General features: G+C 52.8%; 17 protein-coding genes. 3 read left to right on the top strand and 14 right to left on the bottom strand.

The window, feature by feature from the left end:
* Window positions 1–5 precede the first annotated feature (5 nt).
* Window positions 6–1358, top strand: a complete 1353-nt coding sequence (locus SPM24T3_RS03475) for an amidase (RefSeq protein ID WP_009635311.1) — start codon at window positions 6–8, stop codon at window positions 1356–1358.
* Window positions 1359–1381: 23 nt separating this feature from the next.
* Here SPM24T3_RS03475 and SPM24T3_RS03470 read toward each other — a convergent pair whose 3' ends face one another.
* The 8 genes from SPM24T3_RS03470 to SPM24T3_RS03435 form a co-directional block, all read right to left on the bottom strand.
* Window positions 1382–3070 carry a chloride channel protein gene (locus SPM24T3_RS03470; protein WP_009635310.1) on the bottom strand — a complete coding sequence of 563 codons (1689 nt, stop codon included), beginning with the start codon at window positions 3068–3070 and terminating at the stop codon, window positions 1382–1384.
* Between the two features lie 114 nt (window positions 3071–3184).
* The gene (locus tag SPM24T3_RS03465) at window positions 3185–4300 is read right to left on the bottom strand and encodes a Xaa-Pro peptidase family protein (protein ID WP_009635309.1); all 1116 of its coding nucleotides are present in this window, start codon (window positions 4298–4300) and stop codon (window positions 3185–3187) included.
* Window positions 4301–4303: 3 nt separating this feature from the next.
* The gene (locus tag SPM24T3_RS03460) at window positions 4304–5530 is read right to left on the bottom strand and encodes a M20 family metallopeptidase (protein WP_037377480.1); all 1227 of its coding nucleotides are present in this window, start codon (window positions 5528–5530) and stop codon (window positions 4304–4306) included.
* Between the two features lie 15 nt (window positions 5531–5545).
* The gene (locus SPM24T3_RS03455) at window positions 5546–7213 is read right to left on the bottom strand and encodes an ABC transporter ATP-binding protein (RefSeq protein ID WP_009635307.1); all 1668 of its coding nucleotides are present in this window, start codon (window positions 7211–7213) and stop codon (window positions 5546–5548) included.
* Entirely contained in the window at window positions 7213–8040 is an 828-nt protein-coding gene (locus SPM24T3_RS03450) for an ABC transporter permease (protein WP_009635306.1), read from the bottom strand. Before SPM24T3_RS03450 ends, SPM24T3_RS03455 begins: the two co-directional genes overlap by 1 nt.
* Complete coding sequence (locus SPM24T3_RS03445; protein WP_009635305.1) at window positions 8033–8980, bottom strand: ABC transporter permease; 948 nt, start codon at window positions 8978–8980, stop codon at window positions 8033–8035. The genes SPM24T3_RS03450 and SPM24T3_RS03445 overlap by 8 nt, the downstream gene beginning before the upstream one ends.
* Before the next feature lie 12 nt (window positions 8981–8992).
* Complete coding sequence (locus SPM24T3_RS03440; RefSeq protein ID WP_009635304.1) at window positions 8993–10588, bottom strand: ABC transporter substrate-binding protein; 1596 nt, start codon at window positions 10586–10588, stop codon at window positions 8993–8995.
* A gap of 80 nt (window positions 10589–10668) precedes the next feature.
* Entirely contained in the window at window positions 10669–11937 is a 1269-nt protein-coding gene (locus tag SPM24T3_RS03435) for a M20 family metallopeptidase (RefSeq protein WP_037377477.1), read from the bottom strand.
* A 77-nt stretch (window positions 11938–12014) separates the two neighbouring features.
* Between SPM24T3_RS03435 and SPM24T3_RS03430 the strand changes: the two genes are divergently transcribed.
* Window positions 12015–12788 carry a GntR family transcriptional regulator gene (locus tag SPM24T3_RS03430; RefSeq protein ID WP_009635302.1) on the top strand — a complete coding sequence of 258 codons (774 nt, stop codon included), beginning with the start codon at window positions 12015–12017 and terminating at the stop codon, window positions 12786–12788.
* Between the two features lie 21 nt (window positions 12789–12809).
* Here the strand turns inward: SPM24T3_RS03430 and astE are convergent, their stop codons facing one another.
* Genes astE through SPM24T3_RS03405 form a run of 5 tightly spaced genes read right to left on the bottom strand, consistent with a single transcriptional unit; the run spans window position 12810 to window position 18995 of the window.
* On the bottom strand, window positions 12810–13790 hold the full coding sequence (gene astE / locus SPM24T3_RS03425; RefSeq protein ID WP_009635301.1) for a succinylglutamate desuccinylase: 981 nt from the start codon (window positions 13788–13790) through the stop codon (window positions 12810–12812).
* Between the two features lie 35 nt (window positions 13791–13825).
* Entirely contained in the window at window positions 13826–15172 is a 1347-nt protein-coding gene (gene astB, locus SPM24T3_RS03420; protein ID WP_009635300.1) for an N-succinylarginine dihydrolase, read from the bottom strand.
* 27 nt (window positions 15173–15199) lie between these two features.
* Complete coding sequence (gene astD / locus SPM24T3_RS03415; RefSeq protein WP_009635299.1) at window positions 15200–16681, bottom strand: succinylglutamate-semialdehyde dehydrogenase; 1482 nt, start codon at window positions 16679–16681, stop codon at window positions 15200–15202.
* Window positions 16678–17751: an arginine N-succinyltransferase gene (astA, locus tag SPM24T3_RS03410; RefSeq protein WP_009635298.1), complete on the bottom strand. Its 1074-nt coding sequence runs from the start codon at window positions 17749–17751 to the stop codon at window positions 16678–16680. Before astA ends, astD begins: the two co-directional genes overlap by 4 nt.
* 35 nt (window positions 17752–17786) lie before the next feature.
* Window positions 17787–18995, bottom strand: a complete 1209-nt coding sequence (locus tag SPM24T3_RS03405) for an aspartate aminotransferase family protein (protein WP_009635297.1) — start codon at window positions 18993–18995, stop codon at window positions 17787–17789.
* 918 nt (window positions 18996–19913) lie between these two features.
* Between SPM24T3_RS03405 and SPM24T3_RS24225 the strand changes: the two genes are divergently transcribed.
* Window positions 19914–20447, top strand: coding sequence for a winged helix-turn-helix domain-containing protein (locus tag SPM24T3_RS24225; protein WP_009635296.1), 534 nt, complete (start codon window positions 19914–19916; stop codon window positions 20445–20447).
* Here the strand turns inward: SPM24T3_RS24225 and SPM24T3_RS26085 are convergent.
* Window positions 20444–20524, bottom strand: coding sequence for a hypothetical protein (locus SPM24T3_RS26085; protein ID WP_369699980.1), 81 nt, complete (start codon window positions 20522–20524; stop codon window positions 20444–20446). The two genes, SPM24T3_RS24225 and SPM24T3_RS26085, sit on opposite strands and share 4 nt — an antisense overlap.
* Window positions 20525–20533 lie beyond the last annotated feature (9 nt).

Genomic DNA, 20533 nt, shown 5'->3' with positions numbered 1-20533 from the left:
GCCTCATGCCGATAATTAACGCTTTTAGCTCGCTGACTGAATTGAAGCAGCAACTTGACGACGGCGAGATCACTGCCGTCGCTATCGCTGCCCATTTTTTGGAACGAATCAACCGTTTTGATCCGCAACTGGCTTCGTTCGTCAGCGTTTTTGAGCAGCGGGCGCTGGACGCGGCCGAAGGTCAGGACAATTTGCTGGCGGCGGGTGTCAATCTCGGCCCTCTTCAGGGGCTGCCGATTGGCATCAAGGATTTGTTGCATTGGCAAGGGACACCGTGCAGCGCCGGGTCAAACCTGTTGAAAGGGGTAATCTCCGACGAAACCGCCGAGGTGGTAAAACGGCTGCATGCGGGTGGCATGAACATTGTCGGCAAGACCCAGTTGGTTGAGTTTGCCTTCGGCGGCTGGGGCACCAATCCACGCTTTACCGCACCGTGGAATCCGTGGGATAAAAAATGCCATCGCATTCCCGGCGGATCGTCCAGCGGTTCTGCGGTCGCCGTGGCTGCCGGGCTGGTGCCGGCCTCGTTGGGAACCGATACCGGCGGTTCAGTACGCATTCCTGCCGCGTTAAATGGCCTGGTAGGATTAAAACCCACACAACGACGGGTCAGCAATCAGGGCTGTATTCCGCTGTCGGTAAACCTGGACTCCATCGGACCGCTAACTCGCACGGTAAAAGATGCCGCTTTGCTGTTTGAGTTGATGAGTGGCGTCACGCTGGCTAAACCGCAGGTTGGAAGGATGCGAGTCGCCATTTTGCAGGGTGATATGGACGGGGTTGCGGTAGAGCCCGAGATTTTACAAACGTTTGAAAAGACACAGTATGACTTACGTCAGTGCGGGATTGAGGTTGTTACCATCAAGGCTCCCTTCTCACTGCCCGAGCTGTCACGCCTGAGCGGAGAAATTATCACGGCCGACGCCTACGCTTACCATTGTCAAGATTTGCAGGCTCATCCCGAAAGCTATGACCCGGTGATTTTCGGCAAGCTGATGCAGGGGCAGTCCACCAGCAGTCAGGCCTACCTTTGCGCGATGGAAACCCGGCGTCAATATCAACAGGCTTTTGCCACAATGATGCTCGACGTTGATGCGATTCTGACCCCGACTCTAAGCATGACCGCAATCCCACTTTCCGACGTTGACGAGCAAAAGGCCGCACTTGCAACCTTCACCCGTGGAGTCAACTATCTTGATGGCTGTGCGATTTCGCTTCCCGTAGCGCTTTCTTCTGCCGGATTGCCGATTGGCATGCAGCTGATTGCCGCTGCCGAGGGGGAAAGCACGCTGCTGGCGCTGGCTGAAGCCTTGGAACGGCAAGGCGATTGGCAAACCGTACCGCCCGGCTTTGAGTGAGCGCATTTTCCGCGCCGCAATAGCTAGAGAAAATCCTTGGCCTTGCTCAACAGCGAGGCCTTGGTAATCACCCCCAACAGACGGCGTGACTGCGCGTTTTCCAGCACTGGCAAGCGCTCAAGCGGTGAAGTGCTGAACACCGCCCAGGCCTGCTCGTAGCTTGACCCTTGATATAGCACGGTAAATTCGTGCTCGATATAAGTCTCAATTCCGCCCTGCTTATCCAGACAACCCTCGATAATGCCGCTCGCCAGCACGTTGGTTGCGACGACCCCGAGGAACCGCTCATCGCGATCGACAATATAGACATAACGAGTGCGCTGCTTTAACCCTTCGCTGACGACTTCGGCGAGCGAGGAATCGATATACATCTTGGAGCACGGGCAGATCAGCAGCTCGACGGTTCCGTTCTCAAAATCACTTTTTGCCATAAAGCGCGCATTGTGGCGCGTCAGCACCGGATAGGTTCCACTGGCCTTGAAGCGCGAGGCCACGACATAGGAAATGGCAGTCGCCAGCATCAGCGGGAACAGCAGTGAACTGTTTAGCGTCATTTCAAACGCCATCATGATCGACATTAGCGGCGCGTGGCTGGTAGCGGCAAGCAGCGCGCTCATGCCGATCGCCGCATACAACCCCATCGGTCCGGGATCAAATCCAAGCCATTGCAGGCAGGTGCAGACCAACGCCCCGCTTGCCGCGCCAATCAGCAGTGACGGAGTAAATAACCCACCGACCGCACCGGAACCCACGGTGATCGCGGTTGCCACAATTTTCAGCACCAGCAATACCAGCAGTGAGGTGTGAAGATTGCCATTATTCAAAATCAAATCGATTACTTCAAAACCGTTGCCGAGTACCAGCGGTGATACCATCGCAACCAGCCCGACCGCCAGTCCCCCCACCCCGAGACGCAGCGCCGGATGTGAGATTGGCTGCAGAGTTTTACGCACTCTGTCGATAGCGGCAATAAACATCGGCCCCATGATCCCGGTCGCCGCACCAATGGCCAGCACGGTAAAAATCGCGCCTGGCGTTGGGCTGAAAATGGCGGAAGAATAGAGGTACAGCGGTGCGTAATGGGTCAATGAACGAACGGTAAGCACTGCCACCGAGGCAGAGATAAATAGCGGGATCAGTCGCTGGACGGCGGTGACGCCAAAGGCAATCTCGGCCACGAACAGCGCTCCGGCAAAAGGCGCGTGGTAAACCGCAGCCAAGCCACCTGCGGCGGCCATCGCCACCACGTCGGACTGATGTAACGAAGTAAAACGAGTAAAGCGCCCCAGCAGGCTGCCGCTGAGCGCGGAAAGCTGCACCATCGCCCCCTCACGGCCTATTGATCCTCCGCTGGCGATACTGGCCAGTGAAGACAGTGAACGCAGCAGCGTGCTGACGACCGGAATGCCCGGCAGACGTTTATCGATTACGTCAAGATAGTCGGGCATTTTGCCGTTGCGGGATTCATAGCGCAGCGCCCAATAGAGAATAAATCCGGCAATGATACCGCCAACGGTGGTGATAATCGGCCAGACTAGCCTTGGATATTCGTTGAAAGCGCGAGTGATATCGCTGCCGTCGGTAAACATCAGCCCGTTAATGCCGCTAATGGCGAGACGAAAACCGATTGTCACCAACGCGGCTATGATCCCGGCAGGAATGGCAATCAACAGATTCACCCAATCGGATTTTTGCAGGGCTTTAAAGCTCATTATTTCCCAAATTGATTAGCGAGTAATGGCAAATTTCTTTAGAACAAATCATAGCATTACTCACTAATGGTGGAATAAGAACTTTTGAAACATCATCGAAATTGGCGATAACAGCTATAACGAGAAAATCTGTCGCGGCAACTGACTCAGGCGCACGCCGCCGTTGGCGGTCACCACCACGCTCTCGCTAAAGGCCAGTCCCTGAGCCGAAATATACATATGAAAGACCGTGTTTTCCTGCAATATCCACTGAGCCGCTGGCGAGAAACTGCATGAAAAATCGCTGGGCCGCGGCGTGCGGCCATACAGTCCCAAGGTATAACCGGTGATATTCCCGTATTCAGCGCGCAGACCGGCATCAAGCACGCCATTGCGTACAATCGCATCGACCTCGGCGGCAGTGGCGCCCGGTTTCATCGCCGCAATTTGACTGTCTTGCAGCGCAATCAGCTTTTCTGCCACCTCTCGCTGATGCACCGTGGGGCCACCGATAACAAAAGGCCGCATCAATCGCGCGCTGTAATAACGCACCTTGGGGGTAAGCTCGACGTGAAGGATATCTCCGTGGGCCAAGGTTTCATCGTGGCTCTGCGCGTGAAGAAAACCGCTGTCGCCCGCCGAGCGAACGATCGGACCGGTTTCACCGCTGTCAGCGCCCTGCTTTAGAAAAATAGAGGCACACAACGCGGCAACATCGCGCACCCGCCAACCACTACTGACCTGTTCGGCGATCGCCTGATACGCCTGGTCGCCAATCAGCGCAGCCTGCTGCAACGCCGCCAGTTCGGTCGGGAGTTTAACCTGCCGCAGCTGGTCGCTGATGCCATTGATTGCTACCCATTGAACCTTGGGTAATTGGCTTGCCAGTCGCTGGCGGGTAAATACCGTCATGCCATATGAGTTATCGTCGCAACCGAGCACGGCGTATTGAAAACCGCGATTTTTGATGCTGTCGGCAACGCATTGCCACGGATCTTCGTCGTCGTTGAAGGTCACAATATCCGTTACCCAGCTCATTTTCCGGCACGGCGGCGCATCGAGGTGGCGCAGTACAAACCAAGGCTCTCCGCCAAGGGGAAGCATACAGGCACGATACATTGTTTCCGAAACGGTAAAGCCAGTGAGCCATACCAGCATTTCGGCGTGATCGATAATCAGCAATTCGACGCCAGCCTGCTGCATAGCGGCGCGAGTACGTTCGAGCGCGGCAACGTTAACCTCAGGGCGCATAAATTACGCCTCCACCGGCTGACAAATCTCAAGGATTGCCAGTAAATAGATGCGCACGATATCGAGAAAGTCGCGAATATGCACTCGCTCGTCAGGCATGGTATTAAATTTGCCGCCGGGACCGCAGACAATACCTTCCATGCCGAGCAGCTGATAAAAATGCGCGGCGTCGGTGCCGTAAAAAGCCGGAGGAGTGATGACTCCGATAGGCTGATCTTCTCCGCGAACTTGGCGATAGGCACGCCCTACTGCCTGGACTATCGGTGATTGAGGGGAAACTTCAAACGGCATCATGGTCGGGCGATCGCGTTTACCATCATCAAAAAGTTCAGCTTTTAAACCGGGATATTTGGTGCAAAGTGCATTGAGCAAGGCCTGTATATCGGCCAGCACGCCCTCAACCGTTTGCCCCGGAGCAAAACGTGCCGAGCCTTTCAGTCGCACAAAATCTGACACCTGCGGCGGTCGCCAGTCCTGCAACTCACGCCCCAGCGCGCCGTGGATTGAACCAATATGCCCGCGGTTGATTTTCAGATGATCGGCAGTTTCAGCGCCGGTAAATGTCATGGCGTTAATCTGCGGGATCAACTCAATGGCCGCGACGATGGCATCTACCGCCTCTTCACGTTTAGAAAGATGGCGAGTATCGCCGGTCAGTTCAATGGTGAACATCAGCGAGCCAGAATGCATGGTCAGTGCCTGCACGTCGGTGGGCTCGGAATTGATAAAATAATCGGCCTTGATACCCTGCTCTATGGCAGCGATAGTGCCGACGCCGCCCTGCAACTCGCCAACCACGTAGGTCAGAATCACATCACCCTTGAGCTTGATGCCCGCATCAATGAGCGTTTTTAGCGCACAAAAATAGGCTGCGTCACCGGCTTTCATATTTGAAACACCGATACCGTAGATAAACTCGTCGTCGATTTTCCCTTCCCACGGGTCAACGGTCCAGCCTTCAGTCACCGGATTAGTATCCAGATGACCATTAAACAACAGACTGTTGCCGCCGCCTCCTGCGCCGGGCAGTTTGCCAATCGCATTCAGGCGGTCGCCCGGCACCGGTTGCAGTTGAGTCTCCAGCCCCAGCATCTGCATTTGACTGGCCATATATTCCGCCAGTTTTCGCTCACCGTCGGTGGCGCTGTAGCTTTTGTGCTGCACCATACGCGCCAAAAAACTCAGGCAATATTCATCATCAATCGAGGCCAACAGCTGTTCAGTGTTCATCGATAAACCTTTCATTCAGCAGATTTCAACAGGGTTTGCGTCAGCCGGGCTGGCGTCGGGGGTATGCACCGCCGCTAACAGCGCGCGGGTATAAGGGTGTGTTGCATGCTGTTGCATTGCCTCGCCCGGTAATATTTCTACCAGATCGCCGCGATACATCACGGCGACACGATGGGCAATTTGCCGCACCAGATTGAGGTCGTGGGTAATAAACAGATAGGCGGTGCCATAGCGGCGGCGTAGCTCGAGCAGTAGCTCAATCACCGTGGCCTGCACCGAGACATCCAGCGCGGCGGTGATTTCATCGCAAATAACTAAATCGGGAGGATGAGCGAAGGCACGAGCAATAGCCACCCGTTGCTTCTGCCCGCCGGAAAGTTCATGAGGAAAACGACTGGCAAAATCGATTGGCAGACGCACATCCCTCAGCAATCTGGCCACGGCTTGCGATTCTGTTTCACCTTTTGGCAAGCCGTACAGTCGCAGCGGCCGGGCAATGATTTGGCCGATTCGCTGGCGCGGATTCAACGAAGCATCCGGGTGCTGGAAGATCATCTGCACCCGGCGGCGGTAATCCTTATCCATATCGGCCTTGCCAAACAGGTTATAGCCTTTGAAGTCGAGCTTGCCGCTAAACGGCACCAACCCGGTCAAAGCCTTGGCTAGCGTGGATTTACCCGAGCCTGATTCACCGACGATACCCAAAATCTCGCCCTGATGAACGGTGAAACTGACGTCAGAGGCGGCGCGAGTCTGAGGATTTTCACGACCCAGCAGCCTACCGATAATGCCGTGATGCCCGTAATTGATGCACAATTTTTCCAGCCCAAGCAAAGGCTGGTTCGAGACTGGTTTATTCTCCACCAGCCGCAGCAGTGGGTCAGGAACGGCAGCTACCAGCTTTTTGGTGTAAGCATGCTGCGGCGCGCTGAAGAGGCTTTTAGCCGCCGCCTGCTCGACAATCTGGCCGTTTTCCAGCACGCAAACACTCTCTGCCACTGAAGAAACCAGAGCTAAATCATGAGAAATATATAATGAAGCAACGCCGGTTTCCTCACGCAGGCGGGCAAACAGTTCAAGAATCTGTGCTGAGCTGATAACGTCTAACGCGGTAGTCGGTTCGTCAAAAATCAGGCAGTCAGGTTGGCAGGCAAATGCAGTCGCTATCAACACACGCTGCTTTTCACCGCCGGAAACCTGATGTGGATAACGCCGCATCATCGCCGCCGGATTTTTGAGCTCGACGTCGGTAAGCAACTGAATACCCAGCTCCAGCGCCTGCTTGCCGTTGAGTCCACGATGGCGGATCAGCACCTCGGTAACTTGCTCACCCAGAGTTAACGTCGGATTTAACGAGGCGCTGGGGTCCTGAAATATCATCCCCAGCTTGCCACCGCGCAGGTTTTCAATTTGATTTTGCGGTATCTGGCGCAGGTCATGGCCCTGCAACACGATTTTGCCACCGCGTTCGCGAGCATTGGCCGCCAAATAGCGCATGATTGCCCAACCCAGCGTGGTTTTCCCTGAGCCTGACTCACCCACCAGCCCCACAACCTCGCCGCGCTTCACATTAAGATTGATGTTCTGTAAAACCTGCAACACGCCGCCCTTGGGCAAGAGATAATCGAGGCTGTAATCCTCTATTGATAATACAAGGTCAGGTTTTGTAGCAACAAGAGTCATCAGTGGCTCCTTGGATTAAGCGCATCGCGAAGACCGTCGCCGAGCAGGTTAAAACCGATGGCAATCAGAGCAATGGCAATGCCGGGAGCCAGCATCATCCACGGCGCATTGAAAAAATAGGCGCGACCGTCGGAGACCATCAGCCCCCATTCAGGCTCAGGTGGCTGAGCGCCAAGGCCGAGAAAACTCAGGGTGGCAAATAGCATGATGGCGAATGCCACGCGAATAGTCGCCTCGACAATAATAGGCGCCACGATATTGGGCAGCATCTCGCGCAAGATGATATAGGCCGTAGATTCACCGCGGGCAATCGCCGCATTGACATAATCTTGCTGTCGCGCGGCGAGAGATACGCTGCGCGCGATGCGCACCATGCCGGGTATAAAAGCAATGGTAATCGCCAATACGGCGTTGAAACTGCTCTGCCCCAACGTGCTGACAATTAACAAGGCAAATAACAGGCTTGGGATCGACATCACAGCATCCATAGTGCGCATGATTGCCTCATCAATTTTTCCGCCCAAATAAGCACTGGCAGTGCCGACCACCGCGCCAATCACCATTGCCAGCAGCGTGGCCAGCAGTGAAAGGACAATAGTGGCGCGCGCGCCTATCATAACCCGGCTAAAAATATCGCGACCAAGCTGGTCAGTGCCTAGCCAGTGCTCAAGTCCCGGCGGCTTGTAACGCGACATAATCGATAACGCATCTGGGTCGTAAGGCGCAATATGCGCGCCCCCCAAAACCATCAGCGTGGCAATAATCAAGATAACCAGCCCGACAGCACCCTGTGGAGAGCGGACTAAATGCTTCATAACATCACGCATAGCTAATCCGCTTATCGAGATAGACATAGGCCAAATCGGCCAGGAAATTAACAATCGAATAAGTGGCGGCCAGGATTAACACGCCAGCCTGAATAGTCGGCAGATCTCTGGCCTGCACGGCAACGATAAGCTCGCGCCCAATACCGGGGATGGCAAAAATTTCCTCCACCACCACAATGCCGCCAAGCAGATAGCCAACGTCGAGTGCGACGATAGTAATCGTCGGCAACAGGCCGTTGCGCAGCGCGTGTCGCCACAAGACTCGTCGTTTCGACAGGCCTTTGAGATAGGCGGCGCGGATATAGTCGGTTTGCAGCACGTCGACCATTTCAGACCGCACCATGCGTGAAACATGAGCAACCAGGATGAGCGCTACGGTCATCGACGGCAAAATCAGGTGGCTAACGCCGCCCCAGAAATCTTCGCCAAGCGGGATATAACCGGTAGCAGGCAAAATTTGCCAAACGTCGGCAAACAGCAGTAACAGCAGCGTGGCGGTAACAAACTCGGGGAACGAAATCCCTATGTAGGACAGCACGCTGACCAGCATATCGGCCATCTTTCCCCGGCGTACCGCGGCCCAGACGCCAAGCGGGATAGCAACCACCAGCATCAGCACCAGGGCGCAGGCGGCCAGCAGCAGCGATCTTGCCAACGCCGCGAGAATAGTCGGCGCAACCGGCAACCCGTTACGCATCGACAGGCCGAAATCTCCGTGCAACACGCCGTGCAGCCAATGCCAGTACTGCAGCCATGCGGGTTCGTCCAGCCCCAAACGGGTCCGCACTGCGGCCAGCGCTTCCGGCGTGGCATTCTGACCGAGCAGCGTGACTGCCGCATCGGCTGGCAGCAGCTGGGTGATGCCGAAAACCAGCAACGACACCACCAGCAAGGTGTAGACAACCAGCATCAAACGTTTTAACAGATAAATCGCCGTCACACTGCCCCCTGCCTATTTGCGGTTTGGCGCTTTTGTGGTCAGCCAAACGTGGTCGAGGCGAAATACTGCGCCGCGCGGATTAAGCTGATAACCGGCGACATAATCGCGGCTGGCGGCCAGTAAATCGAAAAAGGTCGGGATCATGGACGGCACCTGATCGTGCATCAGTTTTTGCGCCTGGCCGTAAAGCGCGCTGCGTTTGCCGGCATCGTCAGTTTCGCGCGCCCCCTGCACTGCCTTGTCGAAATTAGCGTTGTTCCAGCGGGTTTCATTCCATGACGCCGTCGAGGTATAGAGTAAGGAGAATACCGCGTCAGCCGTGGCCTGCATGTTGTAGAAGCCAACGTAAAAATTGCCTTTTTTCCACACTTGATCCAGATAAGTACTGTTGGCCATGGTCTGCACATTGATACGAAATCCGGCTGGTTTCGCCATCTCGCGCAGCGCAACGCCTAGCTGGGTGCGAGTAGACGGTTTGTCAGAAGCGATAAGTGTCAGGTCCAGGCCGCCCGGATAGCCCGCTTCGGCCAACAGCGCCTTGGCTTTGGCGTAGTCAGCCTGCTTTAAAGTTTGTGGCAGGAAATACTGATAGGCTGAATTAAGCGGCGTATCATTGCCCGGAGTACCAAAGCCGTTGGCAACAAAATCGACCATGGCGGCGCGATCGACACACAATGCCAACGCCTGACGCACGCGAACGTCGTTAAACGGTTTGGCGTCACAGGCCATGTTCACGTTAAGAAACTGCCCTGCTGCAACGCGTAGCGGAATAACGCCTGAAGATTTGGAAAGCCTTGGAAACTCAGTAGATTGTACTGCCTGCATCAGATCGGTATCACCCGAAATCAGCGCCGAACCTTCGGCAATCGCATCCGGATAGACCACCACCTCCACACGGTCGAGATACGGGCGTTGTGGGTCGTAATAATGCGGATTGCGCTCGACCACAATCAGCCGTTCAGGATCAAAAGAGACCAGTTTGAACGGACCAGTACCGACAGCCTCTTTGCTTAAGCGCGACAGCTGTCCTTCGGCAATGGCGGCTGGAATAATTTTGGCATCGGGATAGGCCAGCATTACTGGCAGATCGGCGTATGAGCCGTCGGTAGCAATGACTACGGTCAGATCGTCGCTGGCACTCACGGTTTTAATCGGGCCAATATTACGCAAACCAGGTGAAGCATTTTTGCTGTCGAGAATGGCGTTCAGGCTGGCGACTACGTCTTGCGCACGACAGTTTGAACCGTCGTGAAAGGTCAGTCCTTTGCGCAGAGTAAAAGTCCACCGAGAAAGATCGGCGTTCGATTTCCACGACTCGGCCAGATCGCCCTCGGCTTTCATATCCTGGGTGAGGCGCGTGAGTCCGCTGTACAACAGTTCGGCCAGCAGGTATTCAGGATTGACCCTTGCCTGTTGCGGATTGAGCATATTAGCCGCCTGATCGACACTGATTCGCAACACGCCGCCGCGACGGGGCTGGCCGCTGGCGGGCGTCGAGCTGGTCGCTGGCGTTGCCGCTCTGGCTGACCAGGGCAGCATCGCCGCACCTGTTAATGCGCTACTACCGGCGATGAACTGGCGGCGGTTTACGTCTTTCATTGCACACATGATTGCTTCCTCACTGGTTAGTCAGAAATACCCTGAATGTCGAATAAATTGTTTTATTGTTTTTTTAGTGATGAAACGGCTTAGTGATGAAAATCAGCCGCTAGATAGGACAATATCGACTGCGCCAAAGCTACGACGTCTTGCCGGGTGGTGAATTCATCGCTGGCGTGGATTCGATTCTCTGGACGAGCCAGGCCGCCGAGCAGAATTTCCTGAATACCCGCCTGCTGTACCCAGCCCATATCTGAACTGGTTGATGAGCCCCACACGGCGAAATCGTTTGCGTCAAAGCCAAAACCCTGGCTCAGCGCCGCAAGCCAGCGCGGCCAGTGAGGACCCGTGGGATCACTGACCGGAGCAAGATGGCCGATCAGATGGTATTCCACATTTAAAGCCGCTGAACCCGCCATGGCTTGGTCGATACAAGAAGTCAGCTCATCCCATACGGCCTCAAAAGGTTCTTCCGGCGAATAACGGCGGTTAATCAACAAGTCAAAACGCGCCGGAATTGTTGACCCTTTGCTGCCGCCCTGAACAGCGGCCAGTGTCAGGCGCGAGGTCAGCGGTTGCCCCTGAAAGTGCGGTGGTGCAGGCATGGCAGAGGTGCGCTGCTCAACTTCTGTTTTCAAAACATTAAGCGCATTTAACAACGGCAGGCTGTGTTCGATAGCGTTAATCCCACCCACCGGGTCTCCAGAATGCGCCGAACGCCCCGTGACCGTGACTTTCAGGTCGATACTGCCGAAGCAGCCACCCCAGATTCGCGGCACTGCGCCACCGTTAAAGCTCAACAGGTGGCCGCTAAATAATTGTTGCTCGGCAAGGTAGCGCACGCCGGGATAAAGTCCGCCCTCTTCGTCGGTACAGAGCAGTAAAACCGGATTAAATTGCAGTGCGAGTTTCATGCGTTGTGCTGCGCGCAGGGCCGCCAGCGTGGCGGCAATGGTTCCCTTCATATCGGCACTGCCGCGACCAATCAGTTTGTCACCAACCTGGGTCAGTGCCAGCGGGGGATAATTCCAGCCGTCACCTGCTGGAACAGTATCGACATGAAAATAAAGATTGCAGGCTTCGCTCGCCCCGCTATCCAGACTGGCTATCAGGTTAACGCGTTCACCTTGCGCGCTGCCGTCAGGGGTTTGCCATAGCGACTCGGGAACCACTACCCGTGAAAAAGTGAAGCCCATCGGCTCAAGCAGGTTCTGCATCAAGTCAGCAAATGCGGGATATCCACTGCCCGGCGGGAAACAGGTATCGATCGCAAGCATTCGCCCAAGATCCTCTAAAATGGCCTCTGAATCCTGAGTGATTGAGTCTAATGCTATTGGCAAACTTCCTGCGCACGACATGCTATACTCGCTTAATCTCATTTCTATATAGTTTATAGATAAAACAGATATCCCTTCAGGTCAATAGGTAATCAGGTATGAGCCAGCAAAAACAAGGTGAGCAAGAAGTCAGCAGCTTTGCTCGTTTAAGCGACAGGGAAAGTGCCCCATTGCATGAGGTGGTCAAGCGCCATATCAGTGAGTCGATCTTGATGGGTCAGCTCACGCCGGGAATGGTGTTGCCTAGCGAGAATGCGCTGGCAGCAGATTTTGGCGTTTCGGTAGGTACAGTGCGCAAGGCGCTGTCATCACTGACCACCGAAGGTTTATTAATGCGGCGACGTAAAACCGGCACAGTCGTTACCGGCTGGGCACCGCTGCATAATTTGAGCTATTTCTTTCAATATTTTCGCCTGCACGGGCGCGACGGCTCTTTGGTGCATTCTCACACCACGCTGTTGGATTATCAGACCGGTCCAGCCAGCGAGTACGAGGCAGAAAAGCTACACATTGCCGTTGGAGCAACGGTTATTCGCCTTAAACGCCTGCGTAAAATCAAAGATGCGCCTACGATGCACGAGCAAATGGTGTTGGCCGCCGAGCGGTTGCCAGATTTCCCGACTGCGGAACATCTGCCGCCGCTGCTGTATCGTTTTTTGCTGGAGAAATATGGCGTGCGGGTGGCGGCAGTGCGTGAGCAAATCACCGCCGTGCTGGCGAACGAAGAGGATCTTAAACTGCTGGAACTGAGTGCGCCCCACGCGGTAATGGTGATTGATGAGGTATCTTTCGATCAAAGTGCCTTACCGGTGATATTGGCCCACCACCGGTTCAGCACGGACAACTATATCTATGTTAATGAGATCAGGTAGTCATTGATTTAACGGTTATTATCAATCCTTCAGCGTCAGCATCAAACCCGCCCGCAGCCCCAACGCTACGTTGGGGTTAGGGAAAAGCACCACCTCTTCGGCATGCTCGACGCGATAAATCTTGCCGCTCTGTTCGGCGAGAATATAACCCTGCGGATAAGCGGTAAAATTCAAAGCTTCTGGCGAAATATTGAGCACGAAGTCTGGCTGTTCGCGAATAATATCCTGCACCACCTGATAGTGCTTAAGTGATTCTCCGCGTCGTTGTGGAGGCGCCAAGTCACTCACCAATGCTTCTAACGCCTGTCTAATCTGACGAAACTGGCTGAGTTCGTTATGTCCAAAGGGCAGTGCTTTGCCCAATTCCAGCGTGCAGCTTTCGGCCTGAAACACTTCACTGCTGAAATGCGTAAAAGTGCCGCCGGGGGAACGATGGTAAACCAGCGCATCAAGCCCCGCCTGTTCAAGCCAATGAAGCATCTCTGCCGAATATGGCCGTGGCTGGAAAGGTAATAGACCAAAACGCAGATGCAGTGAACCACGGATTGCGGTATGCAAATCGTAGTGAAATCGTTGGGTCGCGCCCGCCGCCGAAGCATTGTGGTAAAACTCGGCTAAAAGCTGCTCAAGTTCCTGCGCGCGAACTGTTTCATCGCTAACGTCGAAACGGGCGTGGCGACCGCCAAACATCCGGTTCATATCGGCATGCAGATAACGTTTGTTGGCGCGCATTGACGGCGGATTGCCCAGCACCACCAGCAGTCGCACATTCAACGGGCGTGACCCCGCGAGCAATTCGGCCACCAGCTGATTGAGCAGCTCGATTGGGGCGGTTTCATTGCCATGAACGCCAGCTGAAATCACCACGGCCTTTTCGCAGGCGTGGCGCGGCGACAGTTCAAGAACCCCTTCGCCATGCCACTGCCAGTCGAGATGCGGCAATTGCCCTACCGGATTTAACGGCGGCCTGCCCTCCAGCGTTAGTGCTAAAACATCAAACATCACACAGGTTCCTTTTTCAAATCACTTCACCGCACTCAGCCCTGCTGGAAAGGGTAAATGCTGCCCAGATGCAGGATCTGCGTCAGCTCATCCAAGGCGTGGCGCACTTCAGTCAACAGCTGAGGATCGACCAAATCTTCCTGCTGCATGCGATCGCGATAGTGTTTATCGACCCACTGATTGAGGCGATTAAACAATGTTTCATCGATCAGCGAGCCACGGTTCACCGCGTGCAGTTCGTCATCGTTAAGTGCCACGCGCAGGCGCAAACAGGCTGGACCGCCGCCGTTGCGCATACTTTCACGCAAATCAAAGACCTGAATCTGATCGATTGGACCACCGCTGTCACGCAAGTCGGATAGATAATCCCACACAGCCTTGTGCTGGCGCGATTCCTCTGGCACCACGATAGTCATTTTACCGTCCGCCCGGCTCAGCAGCTGACTGTTAAACAGATAAGTTGCGACGGCATCATCAAGAGTCACACGCGCCTGAGGCACTTCAATTGGCTGAAACTCACATTCCAGTTTCGCCATTTTGCGACGGATCTCGTCGAACGCACTTTGCTGATTAACAAACGCCTGCTGGTGATGAAACAACACCTGACGATTACTGACTGAAATCACATCATTGTGAAATACGCCGTGGTCGATAGCTGTAGGATTTTGCTGCACAAACACCGTTTGACTGGCGTCCAGCTGATGCAAACGGGCAATTGCGTCACTCGCCAGACGGGTTTGTCTGGCCGGATATCGCACGGGTTCATTTTCACCATTGACTAACCCGTCACGACCGTAAACAAACACCTGCACGCCGGGCTTGTCATACTCGGCGCAAAGGCGGTTATGGTTGGCCGCCCCTTCGTCACCCAGACTCGCTACCTGCGGCAGGGCAGAATGGTGAGCGAAATGCTGTGAATTCTTGAAGGTCGCCTGCAAAATAGCAGAGGTAGTTTCCGCCTCAATCGCGCGGTGAAACTTGTTGTTCAGATTCGCCACGGTGAAATGCACGCGTCTATCGGCACTATCAGCCGAAGGGGAAACAGTGGCCGCATTGGCAACCCACATCGCTGAAGCAGAGCTCAAAGAGGACAACAGCCGAGGTGAATAGGCATTGGCCTGCGCCAATATTTGAGCGTCGTTGCCGTGAAAACCCATTTGGCGCAGAGTGGCAAGGTGCGGCCGTTCATGCGGCGGCAAAACTCCCTGCTTAAAGCCTAAATCTGCCAAGGCTTTCATTTTCAACAAACCCTGCCTGGCGGCCAGTTTGGGGTTTGCTACCGCACTCTGATTGCGAGTTGAAGCCTCATTGCCAAACGACAGACCTGCGTAATGGTGTGTCAGTCCGACCAGGCCATCAAAGTTTACTTCATATCCAGACATCATGATCTCCATTGCTGATGGCGAGGGTTAACGTTGCGCGGAAAACTCGATTCCTGGGGAAAGCGCAGCGGGCAACTCCAAAGTTTCGCTTTCCAGAGAAGCCATCGGCCAGGCGCAATAATCTGCGGCATAATAGGCGCTTGGCCTATGATTGCCGGATGCCCCAATGCCACCGAATGGCGCATTGCTCGAAGCACCGGTCAAAGGTTTATTCCAGTTAACTATCCCGGCTCTGGCTTCCAGCAGCAGGCGGTCAAACTGTTCGCGCTGTTGCGAGATAAGCCCGGTTGCCAAGCCAAAGCGAGTCTGATTAGCCAACTCGATCGCCTGATCAAAATCGCTATAGCGAATTACGCTAAGCAGCGGTCCAAAATATTCTTCATCAGGAACGCCGCTAATATCGGTTAGATCGATGATGCCGGGGGTTAATAACGTGCTTTGAGGGTCAGGACGGGTCAAAGTCAGCAGAGACTTCCCGCCCAATTGCAGCAGATTATCTTGCGCTTTTAGTAAATTGCGGGCTGCGCCGTCAGAGATAACGCCACCGATAAACGGCTGCGGCTCATCATTCCATGCCCCTACTCGCAGAGTAGCCGTGACCTCAATCAGGCGTTTGAGGAAGGCATCACCGGCCGCTCCCTGCTTCACCAGCAGACGACGGGCGCAGGTACAGCGCTGGCCAGCCGAAATAAACGCCGACTGAATCGCCAGATTAACTGCAGCATCCACATCGTTTACCGGCTCGACAATGAGCGCATTATTTCCGCCCATTTCCAGCGCCAGTATTTTCTCCGGCTGTCCAGCTAGTTGGCGATGCAGATGATAGCCAGTATTCGCACTGCCGGTGAACAGTAATCCGTCAATCTGTGAAGACGCGGCCAGAGCTTCACCGGTTGAGCGCCCACCTTGAACCAGATTCAGCACGCCAGCCGGTAATCCAGCCTGTTGCCAAAGCTTGAGAGTCTCCTCTGCAGTGAAAGGCGTCAGTTCGCTGGGCTTGAACACCAGCGTATTTCCGGCCAGCAATGCCGGAACAATATGACCATTTGGCAAATGGCCGGGGAAATTATAGGGTCCGAACACCGCCAATACCCCGTGCGGACGATGACGCAGTACCGCTTGCCCATCAGGCATTGGTGTCTGTTTTTCACCGGTACGCTGCTGGTTGGCATCCAGTGATATTGCCACTTTACCTATCATTGCCTGCACTTCAGTTAACGTTTCCCAACGCGGCTTGCTGGTTTCAAGGCTAATAATCTCGGCCAGCTTAGCCTTGTTTTCGGTTAATAATGTAGCAAAGCGTTGGATAACTTCAGCTCGTTGCGCCACGGTTTGACGCGCCCAGGCCGGAAAGGCTTCTCGGGCCGCCAGGCAGGCAGATTCAACATCTTCAGTACTGGCGCTCAGAGCTGACCACAGTTTCTCATTGCTGACAGGATTAGACTTTTCCAGCAGCGCGCCTTGTCCGCTGCGCCACTGTCCATTAATAAATAACGCTGGATGGGTCATAATTCACTCGCTTGTGATAATTGTCGGGTAGCGGCGCTTTGCCCGGACTGCGGGAAAAGCGGGACCACGCGTATGGCGGCACCGGAGGCAATATCGAGTATCTCTGCGGTGTGCGGATCAAGGGTTAGGTGTTCGATATCGGCAGGCCCCATGACTAAGGCTGCCCGGAAATCGGCATACTTTTCATTAGCGACCAGATAGAAAGCATCCTCTTGCGAGGATTCACGAGAGGCTATGGTCGCCGGTATAAGCTGGCTTTCTTTGACGGCTCTAAGCTGGTCAACCTCTCCTTCGAGGGTTGGGCCAGCATCAAAAATATCGACATATCCCTGATAGCGCAGGCCTTCGGTCTCAAGCAATGACCTCGCTGGGGCGGTTTGCGGATGCACCTCCCCAATCACGGCTCTCGCCTGCGGGCTAAGCAAATCGGTGTACAGCGGATGTTTCGGCATCAGCTCGGCGATAAAGGATTTTTGCCCCATGCCGGTGAGTCGATCGGCTTCAGCGAATTCCATGCCGAAGAAATGCTGCCCGAGACTGTCCCAGAAAGGCGAATGCCCGTTATCGTCAGAAACGCCGCGCATTTCGGCAATAACTTTAGGTGAGAAACGATCGCGAAACGCGGCCATAAACAGGAAGCGAACTTTTGACAATAATTGTCCGTTTCTGCTGTGCCGATAGTCAGGATCAAGGAATAACGTGCACAGCTCGCTGTAACCGGTGTGATCGTTGCTGAGAAACAAGGTAGGCACCGGTTTATAGATATTCAGGCTTTTTGAGGCATGAACCAATGTACCAAGCCGGAAATTATACCAAGGCTCGCTCAGACCAACGGCCACTTCCAGCGCACTGACGCCGACCACTTTCTGCTGACTCACATCCTCGAGCACAAACAGGTATCCCTGCTCTGACCTATCCAGATGGCCATTCCAGGTTGCAATCGATCGTTCGATGCGCCTGCGTAAATGCGCTTCATCTTTAGGCAGAGACGTCAAACCGATGCCGGTCTTGCCTGACAACAGCAGGATATCGGCAACATCGCCGAGCCTCACAGGACGAATCAACATCATGATAATTACCTCATTACTAATGGATGACGCCCGCTTCAGGCACAGAGTCTGGCAACGGCACGTTCCAGTCGGTTGAGTCCCTCTTCGATATCTTCCTGCGGGATAATCAACGAAGGAGCAAAACGTAAAACATTGGTTCCGGCAATCAGCGCGATAAGCCCTTCTTCAGCAGCCAACTGGGTCAAGTGCTTGGCCTGTCCGGCATAACGCTCGCTCATCTCGGCACCAAGCAGCAGGCCTAACCCGCGTATTTCAGAAAACACGTGGAATTGGTGATTGATTTGATTAAGCCTTTCGATAAACCACTGATGGCGCAGAGCCACACCGCCGAGAACTTCCGGAGTATTGATAATTTCGACCACTTTGCCTGCCACCGCAGTTGCCAAGGGGTTGCCACCATAAGTTGTGCCATGCGTACCCGGTTGGAAATGGCTAGCAAGGCTGTCGACTGTTAGCATCGCGCCGATTGGGAAACCGCCTCCCAAGGCTTTGGCACTGGTCAGAATATCGGGAACAACACCGTAAGTTTGGTAGGCGTAAAGGTCACCCGTTCTGCCGACACCGGTTTGGACTTCATCAAAAATCAGCACGGCGTCATGCTGAGAACAAAGTTCACGCAGCCCGGCCAGGAATTCAGGATTGGCTGGTACAACACCGCCTTCACCCTGCACCGGCTCAACAATTACGGCGCAGGTTCGTGCGGAGATATGCTCGGCAACCGCTTGTAAATCATTGAACGGCAGATGGGTTATAGCCGGTGGCAACGGAGCGAAATCTTGAGAATATTTGGGTTGTCCCCCAGCCGTAACGGTAAAGAGAGTGCGACCATGGAAGGCATTCTTAAAGGCAATGATTTCATTTTTTTCATTCGGCTTTTTAGAGTGACCGACAAGGCGCGCAAGTTTAAGGGCAGCTTCATTAGCTTCAGCCCCGGAGTTACAGAAAAAAACCTTATCGGCAAAGGTCGCATCAACCAGCTGTTTGGCCAATCGCAAGACCGGCTCATTGGTATAACCATTTCCAAGATGCCATACCTTATCAGCCTGTTCAGTTAACGCGCGCAACACCTCTGGATGACGGTGGCCCAAAGCGTTAACGGCAATTCCACCTGCAAAATCGATATAATCTTTCCCCGTTTGGTCCCATAAACATGATCCCTCACCACGCACTGGAATAAATTCCGCAGGTGCATAAACTGGGACTAAGTAGTCATTAAACTGCTGGCGAGTTACACGCTGTTCCATATCAACCTCATCGTTAATGTGCTTAAGTCATTTCCTGTCACTGGCAGTAAATCACCTGAATTCAATGCCAGACATTGTTAGGGGTCATAAATCAAAATTGCTCTAATTTCAGCTTTAGGCTCACCCAACCTTAACAATGAGAAAAAGAAGCTCTGTGAAAACATTTATTTATAAACAGTCCTTGAATGCTGCTGAAGTACTGCTCTGATGTGCGTTCCCTTCCACAGTTTTGAGGAAGTTGGAATACTAGGGATTCGAATCCGTTGGATTGATAATAGGGTGCAGACATCATGCCAGCAAAGGAAAAAAGTGAATAAAAACGATCGACACACGGAAAAACAACAAGTTAAACGCATCCATTATTCACTTTACTTGCATAAAAAGTGAATATTTATGAAAAACCTCTTTACTGGCGCGATTGTTAAAGAATGAGTATGCAACTAAAAAAAACTTAAAAATCTTCAATATTTGTGATCTATAACTCATGCACTTGTTTAGCTAAAATCAATTATGCACTCTTATAGTGCCAGTTAAGCACCAAAAAGAAGCCTGCAACGCGATTAACTCCTTTTGAATTTATCAAGATGTTGGTAATTAGCGTTAAAAGAGAAGATTATCTAAGGTTACAGTTAAATCCGGAAAGCTTGATTCTTTAAATAATTAAAACGAAGATTGATGCAACTCTCAAAATGACAACTTATCGGCCTGAATAAAAAATAAAGCAAATAATTTTCGTTAGCCCATCACATATTCCAATAGTTATAGGTATAATTCAAAGGTTAATTAAAAACAATTGACAGCCATGATAGCAATAATTAACTCGAGTAAAACAAACACTCGTTTTGACAAAAGAATATTATTGTAAAACTCTATGGCTCGGAAACGATCTGACTTTTTAACTCACTACAAGGGAATAGTATGTTAAAGAAAAAAGGAGTTAACAATGTGGAGTACAAATTTCATGACTATATCCTCACAAAAGATAATCAACTTATACAAAACAGTAAGTTCATAAGAACAGGAGCTAAAGAGCTATCTGTTTTAAGAGTTTTAATTGAATCTGCTGGAACAGTTGTTGATAAAAATGACTTGCTCGACAAGGTTTGGGGTTGTGCAATGGTGTCAGAGGAATCCCTGGCTCGTTGTATATATGTATTGAGAAAGTTATTTAAACAAAATAAAAGCAATAACTACATTCAAACAATTTATTCAAAGGGTTACATTTTCGTTGCAGAAGTTTGTGAACACCTTCCCATTGAAAAAGAATTAGTTAAAGCTGAACCGAGTATTTCATATCAGGAAATTTTAGAGAGCCTGTTTGGAAAAGGAGTATCTTTTATCGAAATTTTAGGGCAACAGCATGCTGCAATTGACGTAAAAATATTGCTGCCCACCAATGAGTTATTTAGCAAAAAAAAGAAAGTTAATGAGTCAATGGTGGGTGATAATTAAAAAGAAAAGTATCTCTTGCTCATTTCAGCCAGTGTACTAATGGTGCTCGATAGAACTTTCACCATGTTATCGTATATTGAATTTGA

The organism is Serratia sp. M24T3 (assembly GCF_000257645.1).
Lineage (GTDB): Bacteria > Pseudomonadota > Gammaproteobacteria > Enterobacterales > Enterobacteriaceae > Rouxiella.
The sequence above is the reverse complement of the archived record's forward strand: the minus strand, read 5'-3'. Positions and strand labels throughout refer to the sequence as shown.

Coding starts and splice junctions, on each gene's coding strand:
- SPM24T3_RS03450 (WP_009635306.1), bottom strand. CDS start 8,040: ATGCGTGATGTTATGAAGCATTTAGTCCGCTCTCCACAGGGTGCTGTC.
- SPM24T3_RS03405 (WP_009635297.1), bottom strand. CDS start 18,995: ATGGAACAGCGTGTAACTCGCCAGCAGTTTAATGACTACTTAGTCCCA.
- astE (WP_009635301.1), bottom strand. CDS start 13,790: ATGTTTGATGTTTTAGCACTAACGCTGGAGGGCAGGCCGCCGTTAAAT.
- SPM24T3_RS03440 (WP_009635304.1), bottom strand. CDS start 10,588: ATGTGTGCAATGAAAGACGTAAACCGCCGCCAGTTCATCGCCGGTAGT.
- SPM24T3_RS03475 (WP_009635311.1), top strand. CDS start 6: ATGCCGATAATTAACGCTTTTAGCTCGCTGACTGAATTGAAGCAGCAA.
- SPM24T3_RS03460 (WP_037377480.1), bottom strand. CDS start 5,530: ATGAACACTGAACAGCTGTTGGCCTCGATTGATGATGAATATTGCCTG.
- SPM24T3_RS03465 (WP_009635309.1), bottom strand. CDS start 4,300: ATGCGCCCTGAGGTTAACGTTGCCGCGCTCGAACGTACTCGCGCCGCT.
- SPM24T3_RS03430 (WP_009635302.1), top strand. CDS start 12,015: ATGAGCCAGCAAAAACAAGGTGAGCAAGAAGTCAGCAGCTTTGCTCGT.
- SPM24T3_RS03455 (WP_009635307.1), bottom strand. CDS start 7,213: ATGACTCTTGTTGCTACAAAACCTGACCTTGTATTATCAATAGAGGAT.
- astB (WP_009635300.1), bottom strand. CDS start 15,172: ATGTCTGGATATGAAGTAAACTTTGATGGCCTGGTCGGACTGACACAC.
- SPM24T3_RS03435 (WP_037377477.1), bottom strand. CDS start 11,937: ATGTCGTGCGCAGGAAGTTTGCCAATAGCATTAGACTCAATCACTCAG.
- SPM24T3_RS03470 (WP_009635310.1), bottom strand. CDS start 3,070: ATGAGCTTTAAAGCCCTGCAAAAATCCGATTGGGTGAATCTGTTGATT.
- astD (WP_009635299.1), bottom strand. CDS start 16,681: ATGACCCATCCAGCGTTATTTATTAATGGACAGTGGCGCAGCGGACAA.
- SPM24T3_RS24225 (WP_009635296.1), top strand. CDS start 19,914: ATGTTAAAGAAAAAAGGAGTTAACAATGTGGAGTACAAATTTCATGAC.
- astA (WP_009635298.1), bottom strand. CDS start 17,751: ATGATGTTGATTCGTCCTGTGAGGCTCGGCGATGTTGCCGATATCCTG.